This is a genomic window from Staphylococcus sp. HMSC62B09 (genome assembly GCF_001839115.1).
GTDB lineage: Bacteria > Bacillota > Bacilli > Staphylococcales > Staphylococcaceae > Staphylococcus > Staphylococcus haemolyticus.
Map to the genome: position 1 here is coordinate 106,521 of NZ_KV840169.1, position 14,836 is coordinate 121,356.

The following is a 14,836-nucleotide window of genomic DNA, read 5'->3' on the forward strand; positions in this document are numbered from 1 at the left end:
AATTGATTATAGAAGGAGGATATCTTGATGGCTGACTTACCTCAATCAAGAATAAATGAACGAAATATAACCAGCGAGATGCGCGAATCATTCTTAGACTATGCAATGAGCGTTATCGTTTCACGTGCGTTACCTGATGTACGTGATGGTTTAAAACCTGTACACCGTCGTATCTTATATGGCTTAAATGAACAAGGTATGACCCCTGATAAACCATATAAAAAATCAGCACGTATCGTTGGGGATGTAATGGGTAAATATCACCCTCACGGAGACTTATCAATCTATGATGCCATGGTCAGAATGGCACAAACATTCAGTTATCGTTATCCACTTGTCGATGGTCAAGGTAACTTTGGTTCAATGGACGGCGATGGTGCCGCTGCCATGCGTTATACTGAAGCGAAGATGACTAAGATTACGTTAGAATTACTGCGTGATATTAACAAAGATACAATCGATTTTCTAGATAACTATGATGGTACTGAAAGAGAGCCGGAAGTCTTACCTTCTCGTTTCCCTAACTTATTAGTTAATGGTGCATCAGGTATCGCTGTAGGTATGGCAACAAATATTCCTCCTCACAATTTAACTGAAGTTATCAATGGTGTTTTACATTTAAGTAAGAATCCAGATGTAACGATTGCAGAACTTATGGAAGATATTCAAGGCCCTGATTTCCCAACAGCTGGTTTAATTCTAGGGAAAAGTGGCATCCGACGTGCTTATGAAACAGGTCGAGGATCAATTCAAATGCGTGCACGTGCGGAAATTGAAGAGCGAGGTGGCGGTCGCCAACGTATCGTAGTGACTCAAATCCCGTATCAAGTTAATAAAGCGCGTATGATTGAGAAGATTGCAGAACTTGTTCGTGAAAAGAAAATTGAAGGTATTACTGATTTACGTGATGAAACAAGTTTACGTACTGGCGTTAGAGTAGTAATCGATGTTCGTAAAGATGCAAATGCCAATGTTATTTTAAACAATTTATATAAACAGACGCCATTACAAACTTCATTTGGTGTTAATATGATTGCACTTGTTAATGGACGTCCAAAATTAATCAATTTAAAACAAGCTTTAGTTGAATATTTAGAACATCAAAAGACAGTTGTACGTCGTCGTACTGAATACAACTTGAAAAAAGCGAAAGACCGAGCACATATCTTAGAAGGTTTACGTATAGCGTTAGATCATATCGATGAGATTATTACGACAATTCGTGAATCAGAAACAGATAAAGTCGCTATGGAAACATTGCAAGAGCGTTTTAAATTGTCTGAACGTCAAGCGCAAGCTATTTTAGATATGCGTTTGAGACGTTTAACTGGTTTAGAACGAGATAAAATTGAAAATGAATACAACGAATTACTCGGTTATATTTCTGAACTTGAAGAAATCTTAGCCGATGACGAAGTTTTACTTCAATTAGTTCGTGATGAGTTAATTGATATTAAAGAACGTTTTGGTGACGAACGTCGTACAGAAATTCAATTAGGTGGCTTAGATGATTTAGAAGATGAAGATTTAATTCCTGAAGAACAAATCGTCATCACATTGAGCCATAATAACTATATTAAACGTTTACCAGTTTCAACGTATCGTTCACAACACCGTGGCGGACGCGGTGTTCAAGGTATGAATACATTGGAAGAAGATTTCGTAAGCCAACTTGTAACGTTAAGTACACATGACCACGTTCTATTCTTCACGAATAAAGGCCGTGTTTATAAACTTAAAGGATACGAAGTTCCAGAATTATCTCGCCAATCTAAAGGTATTCCAGTCATTAATGCGATTGAATTAGATAATGATGAAACAATCAGTACAATGATTGCTGTTAGAAACCTTGAAGATGAAGATAGTTACTTAGTATTTGCAACTAAAAATGGTATTGTGAAACGTTCTGCTTTAAGCAATTTCTCACATATCAATAAGAACGGTAAGATTGCGATTGGATTCAAAGAAGACGATGAATTAATTGCAGTACGTCTTACAGATGGTAACCAAGATATCTTAATTGGAACATCCCATGCTTCATTAATTAGATTTGCAGAAACAAGTTTACGTCCATTAGGTCGTACTGCTGCAGGTGTAAGAGGTATCTCATTACGTGAAGATGATGTCGTTGTAGGTCTAGATGTTGCCCATGCCGATAGCGAAGATGAAGTGCTAGTCGTCACTGAAAATGGTTATGGTAAACGTACGCCAGTGAGTGAATATCGCTTATCAAATCGTGGTGGTAAAGGTATCAAGACTGCGAAGATTACTGAACGTAATGGTAATATCGTTTGTATCACAACTGTTAATGGCGAAGAAGACTTAATGATTGTTACAAATAGTGGTGTTATCATTCGTTTAGAAGTAGAAGATATTTCTCAAAATGGTCGCGCAACTCAAGGTGTTCGCTTAATGAAATTAGGCGATGATCAATTTGTATCAACAGTTGCTAAAGTTATTGATAAAACAGAAGATGAAGATGCGACTGAGGCTGCTCAAACTGAGAATGGTGAATCAAATGCAGAAAGTACAGAAAGTCCTAGTGAAGAAGTAATTGATGATGATACACCAGGTAACGCACTTCATACTGAAGCGGACGAAGAGACTACAGTTTTATCTGATGAAGATGCAACAGATGAACGTATTGAAGTTAGACAAGACTTCATGGATCGTGTAAATGAAGACATTGAAAATGCATCTAACAATGATGAAGATGACGAAAACTAAAGAATAGAAGGTTAATCAATAATAGAAAGTTACAACAATATTGATTTCTTCAACAAATAAGACTTCCCTAATACCAGGGAAGTCTTATTTTTATAGCTTATTTAGTTTTCTAATTCTTTCATAACGTATGGAATTTCACTAATTAAACGTGAAGGTGGTACGACATACATAGATTCAGATAATTTTTCTCCAATATAACTATGTGTATAAGTTGCGCTAGTTATCGCATCTCTAAAATCATCAAATTGTCCAACAAAGCTTGTAATCATACCAGCTAACGTATCTCCCATGCCACCAGTCGCCATTGCCGGTGTACCAATGCCAAGTCTATATTCTTTGTCTTTGAAGAATATTTCAGTACCGTGTTTTTTCAGTACAACTGCAGCACCTAACTTATCTACAGCTTCTCTATTACGTTCATAAGTTTGTTCTTCAATAGGGATACCACTCAAACGTTCCCATTCCTTTTGATGTGGCGTGAAGATAACACGGCAAGTTGGGATATCAGGTTTTAATTTACTAAATATCGTTATAGCATCACCATCAACAATTAAGTTTTGATGTGGCTGAATATTTTGTAGTAAAAATGTAATTGCGTTATTACCTTTGAAATCGACACCTAAGCCTGGCCCAATTAAAATACTATCAGTGTTCTCAATCATTTTAGTTAACATTTTAGTGTCGTTAATATCGATAACCATCGCTTCTGGGCAACGAGAATGAAGTGCAGCATGATTTGTAGGATGTGTAGCTACTGTAATTAATCCACTCCCACTATAAACACATGCACGCGCAGCCAACATGATTGCTCCCCCTAAATTGGCACTCCCACCTATAAGTAAAATCTTTCCATAGTCACCTTTATGTGTCTCTTCTTTTCTTTTCGGAATATTAACTGTTGTTAATGTTTCCATGAATTAAACCCTCCCTTGAAGACGTTTCGAACGTATAATACTAAATTGTAAAAATGTGATTATTGTCAATTCTATATATAACTCAAATTTTAAGTGACGATGAGATGCGTAGCGAAAGCATCAAAAACTAACTCGCCTGTTGAGTTTTAAATTTGAATGTTTGTTTATGACCTTTTTAAATACAATAGAAAATATTATACCTGTGAATGACTTTCGTCAACACTATTATGAAGATTATTTTGTAATGAATGATGGGAAGTGATTATGTTGGTTAATAGAGGGTGTTTACGACTAGCATGAATATAATATTATTTACAATTTACTTGCTAATTATAAAGGAGTTTGCTATATTAAAAATAACTTAATAAGTTATTGTTCGTGGGACAAGTAACATAATTAATTAATTTCAGAGAGCTTGTGTTGAGTGTGAACAAGTAATTGATTGTTATGCGAATCTACCTACAATTGTGAACAACCGGTAATAACCGTTATTTTAAGGAAAGTGCAATTTGATACATATGTAGTGTTAAATTGTTAAATAGGGTGGCAACGCGTAGACCACGTCCCTTGTAAAGGGGATGTGGTCTTTTTTTATTGAAAATACGCATGTTATCCGAAATTAAATTTTTCAAAAATTGGGAAGGATGAGTATTACATGTTAGACATTAGACTATTCAGAGAACAAGCAGACACAGTTAAGAGCAAAATTGAATTACGTGGAGATGATCCTAAAGTAGTTGACGAAGTATTAGAATTAGATAATGAACGTCGTCAATTAATCGGTAAAACTGAAGAAATGAAAGCACGTCGTAACAAAGTAAGTGAAGAAATCGCTGAAAAGAAACGTAACAAAGAAAATGCAGACGACGTTATCAAAGAAATGCGTGAACTTGGTGACGAAATCAAAGAAAACGACGCTAAACTTAACGAAGTGGATAATAAAGTTAGAGATATCTTAATTCGTATCCCTAACCTAATTGCTGAAGATGTACCACAAGGGGATTCTGATGAAGAAAACGTTGAAGTTAAAAAATGGGGTACACCTCGTGAATTTGACTTTGAACCAAAAGCACACTGGGACTTAGTAGAAGAATTAAAAATGGCAGACTTTGAACGTGCTGCAAAAATTTCAGGTGCGCGTTTCGTATACTTAACTAAAGATGGTGCATTATTAGAACGTGCATTAATGAACTACATGCTTACTAAACATACAACGCAACACGGTTATACTGAAATGATGACACCTCAATTAGTTAATGCAGATACAATGTTTGGTACTGGTCAATTACCTAAATTTGAAGAAGATTTATTCAAAGTTGAAAAAGAAGGTTTATACACAATTCCAACTGCAGAAGTTCCATTAACAAACTTCTATAGAGATGAAATCATCCAACCAGGCGTATTACCAGAAAAATTCACTGCTCAAACAGCTTGTTTTCGTAGTGAAGCAGGATCAGCTGGTAGAGATACAAGAGGTTTAATCCGTTTACACCAATTCGACAAAGTTGAAATGGTTCGTATCGAAAAACCTGAAGATTCTTGGGACGCTTTAGAAGATATGACACAAAATGCTGAAGCAATTCTTGAAGAATTAGGTTTACCATATCGTCGTGTTATCTTATGTACTGGCGACATCGGTTTCAGTGCTAGTAAAACATACGACTTAGAAGTATGGTTACCAAGTTATGACAACTATAAAGAAATTAGTTCTTGCTCAAACTGTACTGATTTCCAAGCGCGTCGTGCTAACATCCGCTTTAAACGTGATGCCGCTTCTAAACCAGAATTAGCACATACTTTAAATGGTAGTGGACTTGCTGTAGGTCGTACATTTGCAGCTATCGTTGAAAACTATCAAAATGCAGATGGTTCAATAACAATTCCAGAAGCATTAGTACCATTCATGGGTGGTAAAACTGAAATCCGTCCAGTAAACGACTAATTCATTAGTTAGTAAGAAGTACAGATTAAAATAAATATGTTAAGGCTATATCGCAAATTCGTAGTAGCTTACTAAACTGAGAAAATGCTCTTACCGAGCTTTTCTCAGTTTTTTTCGTCCTTACATATGAGATTCTAATATATTAAATTTAGTCCATCTCCTCTTAGTATATTTCTAATAATTAATTGCATAAAATTCCACTTTTTCTTAATAAAGTGATGAAGTAAAAAGGCTAATTTAGACTACTTTTTAAGAGATAAATAAACCGTTGTCTACAAAAACAGACACATTTAAAATCCTTTCAAATCAACACTTCTAATTAGTCGTTAAGTCTAACGTCACACAACCCTGCGTCTAATGTTGTTGCCACTCTAGCATCCGTATATTAGACTGAAAATATTAGTATATTACTTTATAAAATTAATAAGAATAAAGGAGGTTACAAAGATGCCATCACATGTGACATTTAAACAGGGCGTTAAAGAATGTATACCTACTTTATTAGGCTACGTTGGAATTGGACTATCATTTGGAATAGTGGCGGCTTCACAACACTTTAGTATCATCGAAATACTATTATTATGTTTGCTTGTGTATGCTGGTGCAGCACAATTTATTATATGTGCGCTTGTGGCTACTGGAACACCGATTTCTGCCATTGTCCTTACAACATTGATTGTCAATTCACGTTTCTTCCTACTTTCAATGACGTTAGCACCTAATTATAAAGATTATGGTATTTGGAATCGACTAGGCTTATCTTCAATTTTGACAGATGAAACCTTTGGCGTTGCAATCACGCCTCATTTAAAAGGGGAGAAGATAAACGATCGTTGGTTACATGGATTGAATCTAACTGCATATTCATTTTGGGCACTAGCAAGTATTGTTGGTGCGTTACTCGGTAAATACATATCTAATCCAGATATGTTAGGTCTCGATTTTGCGATTACCGCGATGTTTATCTTTTTAACAATGGCACAATTTGAATCAATCACTTCATCTAAACTTAAAATTTACATAGTACTTATCGTATTTGTCATCGTGATGATGCTCAGTTTAAGCTGGTTCATGCCGTCATACGTCGCAATTTTAATTGCATCTATGTTAGCAGCAACATTAGGGGTGGTGATGGATAAATGACAACATCTTGGCACATGTTTATATTAATCGTGTTGTGTGGACTTGTAACTTTAATTATTCGAGTAGTCCCATTCTTAATGATTTCACGTATTCAACTTTCAGAAACGGTAATTAAATGGTTATCGTTTATACCAATTACATTATTTACAGCACTTATCTTAGATGGCATTATCGAGCAACAAGAGGGCGTAGCAGGATATACACTCAATATCCCATTTGTTTTAGTAACAATTCCGACTGTTTTTGTTGCACTTTTTACACGAAGTCTTACGACAACAATATTAGTGGGTATTGTTCTTATAGCAGGTTTACGTTTCTTCTTTTAGAAAAGGCAGAACCCAACAACTAACAATTGAAATTGGTTATACAATTAGATAAAATAAAAGTCTAGAACGTAAATGGTACATTGATACTATTTTATAAATACGCAGTAAATGAATAGAGTTAAAAAACTTATTAAGAGAAGTGGAGGGACACGGCCCTGAGAAACTTCAGCAACCGGCGATGCATACGCACGGTGCTACTACCAACGAGATACTCGAATGATAAGTAATGGAGACAAATCGCCTCATACTTTAATAATAGAGTATAGGCGATTTTTTATTTAAAAGGAGGTAACCGCATGACCAATTACACAGTAGAAACATTAAATTTAGGACCCTTTACAACTGAATCAGGTGAAATGATTGATAATTTACAATTGCGTTATGAGCATGTAGGCTATGCTGGTCAACCGCTTGTTGTAGTGTGTCACGCACTTACTGGTAATCATCTAACATATGGCACAGATGACGAGCCTGGTTGGTGGCGTGAAATTATAGACGGTGGTTATATGCCGATTTATGATTATCAATTTCTAACGTTTAATGTTATTGGTAGTCCCTTTGGTTCAAGTTCTCCTTTAACTAATCCAAATTTTCCAAAGCATTTAACTTTGAGAGATATTGTAAAAGCTATTGAATTGGGCATACGCGCACTTGGCTTCGACAAGATTAATATTTTAATTGGTGGTAGTCTAGGTGGCATGCAAGTCATGGAGCTTCTATATAATCAACAATTTGAAGTGGATAAGGCGGTTATTCTAGCAGCAACTGATAAGACGTCGTCATATAGTCGTGCTTTCAATGAAATTGCACGAGAAGCGATTCATCTTGGTGGCAAAGAAGGTCTTAGTATTGCACGACAATTAGGCTTTCTAACGTATCGTTCATCTAAAAGTTATGACCAACGCTTTTCACCAGATGAAGTGGTGAGTTATCAACGACATCAAGGTAATAAATTTAAAGAAACGTATGATTTGTCATGTTATTTAACAATGCTAAATGTTTTAGATAGCCATAATGTTGATCGCGGACGTACGAATGTAGATGATGTTTATCAATCTCTAGATACTAAGGTCTTAACAATGGGATTTACGGATGATTTATTATATCCAGATGATCAAGTGAGGGCAGTAGGGGAGCGATTTAAATATCATCGTCATTTCTTTGTTCCAGACAATGTAGGTCATGATGGCTTTTTATTAAATTTTAATGATTGGGCACCTAACTTGTATCATTTTCTTAAAGTAACGAAATTTAAGCGAAAATAGACGAAGTGGGTAGGTCGCTATGGAAGTAAAAACACATTGTTACAGTCTTATGCTATACCTCAATCTTCACAATTTGTTTTAATTTTGCTTAGAGGTTAAAATAGAAGTTATAGTCAAAATAGTATAGGAGTGGCGAATTTGTTTTCAAAAGTACATCCTAAAGCAACAATTATAGGAACAATTGCACTTGTTATGGTTGCTTTAGTTACGTATGTATTACCAGTACTTGGATTAATTCTATGTTTATTCGCTACAATTCCAGGTATTATTTTATGGAATAAGTCTATTCCATCATTTGGAATTGGAGCTTTGATCACAGTTATTCTTACCACATTGTTGGGTAATACATTTGTATTAAGTGCCATGATTTTAGTTTTAATACTTAGCTTTATTATTGGCCAATTATTGAAAGAACGTGCCTCTAAAGAACGCATCTTATTTATAGCTACAACATATTTAAGTATATTTACTTTAGTTGCATTTATGTTATTACAAACGTTTAAAAAGATACCTAGCGCTACGACATTAATTAAGCCTTTTAAAGATACAATGCATAATGCTGTTGTAACATCAGGTGTTGAAGCAGATTATAAAACAATCTTAGAAGAAGGCTTCCGTCAAATGGCAGTTCAACTTCCAAGTTTTATTATCATTACAGTCTTTATTTTAGTCTTAATTAACTTAATTATTACATTTCCAATTCTTCGTAAATTTAAAGTAGCTACACCAATTTTTAAACCTTTATTTGCTTGGCAGCTTAACCGTTCATTACTATGGGTATATATGGTTGTTTTACTTTGTGTAATGTTCGCTACTGAACCAAGTACTTTCCAAAGTATCGTGTTAAATTTCGAAGTTGTGTTATCATTACTGATGTATATCCAAGGATTGAGTGTAATTCATTTCTTTGGTAAAGCAAAACGTATACCAAACGCTGTAACGATATTGCTGATGGTTGTGGGGACAATTATTACACCAGCAACACATATCATTGCATTACTTGGCGTACTTGATTTAGGAATTAATTTAAAACGAATGATTAAAAAATGACTTTAAAAAGTGAATAGAGGTGGAATAATGAACCGTCAATCCACTAAGAAGGCGCTACTGATACCATTTATTTTAATGGTACTCACTTCGATTGCACTTGTAGTTGTATGGTTTATCTTTAAACCATTAGTCGCTACAATTGCAGCAGCTATTTTAGTCGTGATTATTATTATTAGCATCGTGTTAGTCAGACAAGCCTTATTGAAAATGGATAATTATGTGGATAACTTAAGTGGTCACATCTCGGCTGGAAGCAACAGAGCAATTAAACGATTACCTATTGGTATGGTCGTGCTTGATGCTGATGACCATATTGAATGGATTAACCAGTACATGTCTGAACACTTAGAAACGAATGTCATCTCAGAACCAGTCAATGAAGTTTTTCCGAATATTTTAAAGCAGCTTGAAAAGGTACAAGAAGTTGAAATCGAACATGGTCAATATCATTACCACGTTCGTCATTCAGAAGAAGAAAGTTGTTTATATTTCTTTGATATTACAGATGAAGTACAAACTAATGAGTTATATGAAGAATCAAAACCAATCATCGCAACGTTATTCTTAGATAACTACGATGAAATTACGCAAAATATGAACGACACGCAACGTTCTGAAATCAACTCAATGGTAACACGAGTGATTAGTCGTTGGGCATCAGAATACAATATTTACTTTAAACGATATAATTCTGACCAGTTCGTAGCGTATTTAAATCAAAAAATATTAGCCGAAATCGAAGAATCTAACTTTGAAATCCTTAGCCAATTACGTGAAAAGAGTGTCGGTTATCGTGCTCAACTAACACTAAGTATCGGTGTCGGAGAAGGTACGGAGAACTTAATCGATCTTGGTGAATTATCACAATCTGGTCTAGATTTAGCATTAGGTCGTGGTGGTGACCAAGTAGCTATCAAGAATATGAACGGAAACGTGCGATTCTATGGCGGTAAGACTGACCCGATGGAAAAACGTACACGTGTAAGAGCGCGTGTTATTTCTCACGCATTAAAGGATATCTTAACTGAAGGCGATAAAGTTATCATTATGGGACATAAACGTCCTGACTTAGATGCTATAGGTGCGGCAATCGGGGTTTCAAGATTCGCATTAATGAATAATTTAGAGGCCTATGTTGTCTTAAACAAGGAAGATATTGATCCAACGTTACGCCGAGTGATGGATGAAATCGATAAGAAACCTGAGTTGAAAGAACGATTTGTTACATCAGATGAAGCATGGGATATGATGACATCTAAATCTACAATTGTCGTTGTGGATACGCATAAACCAGAAATGGTATTAGATGAGAACATTCTAAATAAAGCTAATCGTAAAGTCGTGATTGACCATCATAGACGAGGAGAAAGCTTTATTTCTAACCCATTATTAGTATATATGGAACCTTATGCAAGTTCGACTGCAGAACTTGTAACAGAATTATTAGAATATCAACCAACTGAACAACGTTTAACACGTTTAGAATCTACTGTTATGTATGCAGGTATCATTGTTGATACACGTAACTTCACATTGCGTACAGGTTCTAGAACATTTGACGCGGCAAGCTATTTACGTGCCCATGGTGCAGATACGATATTAACGCAACACTTCTTAAAAGATGACGTCGATACGTATATTAATCGTTCAGAACTTATTCGAACGGTTGAAGTTCAAGATAATGGCATTGCAATTGCACATGGTTCTAACGAAAAAATTTATCATCCTGTTACAGTTGCACAAGCTGCGGATGAGTTGTTAAGTTTAGAAGGTATAGAAGCTTCTTATGTAGTAGCTAAACGTGAAGATAACTTAATCGGTATATCAGCACGTTCATTAGGCTCTATTAATGTTCAATTAACGATGGAAGCCTTAGGTGGCGGTGGTCACTTAACTAACGCTGCAACACAATTGAAAGGATTATCAATTGAAGAAGCGATTGAACAATTACAACAAGCAATTACAGAACAAATGAGTAGGAGTGAAGACGCATGAAAGTAATTTTCACACAAGATGTTAAAGGTAAAGGTAAAAAAGGCGAAATTAAAGATGTACCAGTAGGTTATGCAAATAACTTTTTAATTAAAAATAATTATGCTGTTGAAGCAACTCCAGGTAATTTGAAACAATTGGAACAACAAAATAAACGTGCTGAAGCGGATAGACAAAAAGAAATTGATGACGCTAAAGCCTTAAAATCAAAATTAGAAGAAATTGAAGTTGAAGTGAGTGCTAAAACTGGTGAAGGAGGCAAATTGTTTGGTTCTGTAAGTACTAAACAAATTGCTGAAGCACTTAAAACACAACATGATATTAAAATTGATAAACGTAAAATGGATTTACCTCAAGGTATCCATGCATTAGGTTATACAAATGTACCTGTTAAATTAGACAAAGAAGTTGAAGGTACAATCCGTGTTCACACTGTAGAGAAGTAAGAAGCGGGTAAAGTAGTTCTTTGATTATAATCACTAGAACTACTTATTTAAGTGCTAAAGCACTTAAGTTCATTAAAAACTGTGTATTTGAGCGTCATTCAACTACGCTACGTGAACTAATGACTAAAAATTTTCAAATAACAATGTTGCACTATGATTTGTGAAAATTAAGATGGATTTAGAGGTGTAATGATTAATGGATAATATGTATGAGCAAAAGCAAATGCCACATAATAATGAAGCTGAACAATCTGTCTTAGGTGCAATTATTTTAGATCCACAATTGATTAATTCGACTCAGGAAGTGCTCCTTCCTGAGTCCTTTTATAGAGGTGCCCACCAACACATCTTCAGAGCGATGATGAACTTAAATGAAGATGGTGATGAAATTGATGTCGTAACGTTAATGGATCAATTAACGAAAGAAGGTACATTAAGCGAGGCTGGTGGTCCTCAGTATTTAGCGGAACTCTCAAATAATGTACCTACGACACGTAACATTCAGTATTATACAAATATCGTCGCAAACCATGCATTAAAACGCAGATTAATTCAAACTGCGGATAGTATTGCCAACGATGGTTATGATAATGAACTTGAATTAGATGCGATATTAAGTGATGCCGAGCGACGTATTCTTGAATTATCCTCTAATCGTCAAAGTGATGGATTTAAGGATATTAGAGATGTATTAGGACAAGTTTATGAAACAGCTGAAGAGCTCGACCAAAATAGTGGTCAAACGCCGGGTATTCCTACGGGTTATCGTGATTTAGACCAAATGACAGCTGGATTTAACAGAAATGACTTAATTATCTTAGCTGCCCGTCCTTCAGTAGGTAAGACTGCCTTCGCTCTTAACATTGCTCAAAAGGTAGCGACACATGAAGGTAATTATACTGTCGGCATTTTCTCACTTGAGATGGGGGCAGACCAATTAGCAACACGTATGATTTGTAGTTCAGGTAATGTGGATTCCAATCGACTACGTACAGGTACGATGACAGAAGAAGACTGGAATCGATTTACAATAGCAGTCGGTAAATTATCACGTACCAAGATCTTCATTGATGATACACCTGGTATTCGAATTACAGACTTACGTTCTAAATGCCGTCGTTTAAAACAAGAACATGGTTTAGACATGATTGTGATTGACTATTTACAGTTAATTCAAGGGAGTGGTTCACGTGCTTCTGATAACAGACAGCAAGAAGTATCTGAAATTTCACGTACTTTAAAAGCGATTGCTCGTGAATTAGAATGTCCAGTTATTGCACTAAGTCAGTTATCTCGTGGCGTGGAACAACGTCAAGATAAACGACCAATGATGAGTGATATTCGTGAATCAGGTTCTATCGAGCAAGATGCGGATATCGTTGCCTTCTTATATCGTGATGACTATTATAATCGCGGTGAAGGCGAAGATGACGATGACGGGGGAAATTTCGAACCACAATCGAATGATGAAAATGGTGAAATTGAAATCATTATCGCTAAACAACGTAATGGTCCGACTGGTACTGTGAAGTTACATTTCATGAAACAATATAATAAATTTACAGACATTGATTATGCACATGCAGAAATGTCATAAAAATATTTTACCGTACATTAAATTATATTGTTAATTTAATGTACGGTTTTTACTTTGTTTTGATGATAGAATTTGAGCGTAAGTATGTGTAATGATTTTTTGGTAAATGAGTTTGAATCGTTGTACTATCAAGGTTTTAACAGTTTTGTTAAATAAATTGACGTTAGAGTGTAGAACTATTATACGCTAAAATTAATGTTCGATTTTTATTTGCATTATGAGGTTCGTATTGATAGAATACTTAATGGTTAATTGAGAAAACTTTGGAGGTGCTCACATGTCATCAATCGTAGTTGTTGGGACACAATGGGGAGACGAAGGTAAAGGTAAAATTACAGATTTCTTAGCGGAACAAGCAGATGTTATTGCACGTTTTTCAGGAGGTAATAACGCAGGTCATACGATTCAATTTGGTGGAGAAACTTATAAATTACATTTAGTGCCATCAGGTATATTTTATAAAGATAAACTTGCAGTTATAGGTAACGGTGTAGTTGTAGATCCAGTTGCATTATTAAAAGAATTAGACGGTTTAAATGAACGTGGTGTATCTACTTCAAACTTACGTATTTCTAACCGTGCGCAAGTCATTCTTCCATATCACTTAGCACAAGATGAATATGAAGAACGTCGTCGTGGTGATAATAAAATCGGTACTACTAAGAAAGGTATCGGACCAGCTTATGTGGATAAAGCGCAACGTATTGGTATCCGTATGGCTGACTTATTAGAAAAAGAAACATTTGAAAGACGTTTAAAAGAAAACATTGAAGTTAAAAATGCATACTTCAAAGGCATGTTTAATGAAACTTGCCCACGTTTCGATGAAATCTTTGATGAATACTATGCTGCAGGCCAACGTTTGAAAGAGTTTGTTACAGATACTTCTAAAATCTTAGATGATGCATTTGTAGCTGAAGAAAAAGTTTTATTTGAAGGTGCACAAGGTGTTATGTTAGATATTGACCATGGTACATATCCTTTCGTAACTTCAAGTAACCCTGTTGCAGGTAATGTAACAGTTGGTACAGGTGTAGGCCCAACTTTCGTATCTAAAGTGATTGGTGTATGTAAAGCATATACATCTCGTGTAGGCGATGGTCCATTCCCTACAGAATTATTTGATGAAGATGGACATCATATTAGAGAAGTTGGTCGTGAATACGGTACAACAACAGGACGTCCACGTCGTGTAGGTTGGTTTGACTCAGTTGTATTACGTCACTCTCGTCGTGTTAGTGGTATTACAGACTTATCTATTAACTCTATCGACGTACTTACAGGTCTTGATACAGTGAAGATTTGTACTGCTTACGAATTAGATGGAGAAGAAATTACAGAATATCCTGCTAACTTAGATCAATTACGTCGTTGTAAACCAATTTTTGAAGAGTTACCAGGATGGGAAGAAGATATCACTGGTTGCCGTACATT

The 14,836-nt window shown here is 35.4% G+C and carries 11 protein-coding genes and 1 riboswitch; of the genes, 10 read left to right on the forward strand and 1 reads right to left on the reverse strand.

Annotated features, from left to right (window positions below):
• Window positions 1–27 precede the first annotated feature (27 nt).
• Window positions 28–2,727 (forward strand): DNA gyrase subunit A, encoded by a 2,700-nt coding sequence (gene gyrA / locus HMPREF3265_RS11515; protein ID WP_070861721.1) that lies wholly within the window; start codon window positions 28–30, stop codon window positions 2,725–2,727.
• A 101-nt stretch (window positions 2,728–2,828) separates the two neighbouring features.
• Here gyrA and HMPREF3265_RS11520 read toward each other — a convergent pair whose 3' ends face one another.
• Window positions 2,829–3,641, reverse strand: a complete 813-nt coding sequence (locus HMPREF3265_RS11520; RefSeq protein ID WP_037552514.1) for an NAD(P)H-hydrate dehydratase — start codon at window positions 3,639–3,641, stop codon at window positions 2,829–2,831.
• A 655-nt stretch (window positions 3,642–4,296) separates the two neighbouring features.
• Here HMPREF3265_RS11520 and serS point away from each other — a divergent pair.
• The 9 genes from serS to HMPREF3265_RS11565 form a co-directional block, all read left to right on the forward strand.
• A complete protein-coding gene (serS, locus tag HMPREF3265_RS11525; protein WP_049394867.1) occupies window positions 4,297–5,583 on the forward strand; it encodes a serine--tRNA ligase in 1,287 nt (428 codons plus the stop codon).
• Window positions 5,584–6,030: 447 nt separating this feature from the next.
• Window positions 6,031–6,726: an AzlC family ABC transporter permease gene (locus HMPREF3265_RS11530; protein ID WP_011274367.1), complete on the forward strand. Its 696-nt coding sequence runs from the start codon at window positions 6,031–6,033 to the stop codon at window positions 6,724–6,726.
• Entirely contained in the window at window positions 6,723–7,052 is a 330-nt protein-coding gene (locus tag HMPREF3265_RS11535; RefSeq protein WP_011274368.1) for an AzlD domain-containing protein, read from the forward strand. The genes HMPREF3265_RS11530 and HMPREF3265_RS11535 overlap by 4 nt, the downstream gene beginning before the upstream one ends.
• 124 nt (window positions 7,053–7,176) lie before the next feature.
• A riboswitch (SAM riboswitch) is annotated at window positions 7,177–7,278 on the forward strand.
• A 70-nt stretch (window positions 7,279–7,348) separates the two neighbouring features.
• On the forward strand, window positions 7,349–8,317 hold the full coding sequence (locus HMPREF3265_RS11540; RefSeq protein ID WP_011274369.1) for a homoserine O-acetyltransferase MetX: 969 nt from the start codon (window positions 7,349–7,351) through the stop codon (window positions 8,315–8,317).
• 123 nt (window positions 8,318–8,440) lie between these two features.
• On the forward strand, window positions 8,441–9,367 hold the full coding sequence (locus HMPREF3265_RS11545; protein WP_029376641.1) for a YybS family protein: 927 nt from the start codon (window positions 8,441–8,443) through the stop codon (window positions 9,365–9,367).
• A 27-nt stretch (window positions 9,368–9,394) separates the two neighbouring features.
• A complete protein-coding gene (locus tag HMPREF3265_RS11550; protein ID WP_070861722.1) occupies window positions 9,395–11,362 on the forward strand; it encodes a DHH family phosphoesterase in 1,968 nt (655 codons plus the stop codon).
• Window positions 11,359–11,805, forward strand: coding sequence for a 50S ribosomal protein L9 (gene rplI / locus HMPREF3265_RS11555; protein ID WP_011274372.1), 447 nt, complete (start codon window positions 11,359–11,361; stop codon window positions 11,803–11,805). Before HMPREF3265_RS11550 ends, rplI begins: the two co-directional genes overlap by 4 nt.
• Before the next feature lie 196 nt (window positions 11,806–12,001).
• Entirely contained in the window at window positions 12,002–13,402 is a 1,401-nt protein-coding gene (gene dnaB, locus HMPREF3265_RS11560; protein ID WP_011274373.1) for a replicative DNA helicase, read from the forward strand.
• Between the two features lie 277 nt (window positions 13,403–13,679).
• Window positions 13,680–14,836 (forward strand): adenylosuccinate synthase (locus HMPREF3265_RS11565; RefSeq protein ID WP_070581796.1); only part of this gene is annotated, 1,157 nt, incomplete at its 3' end.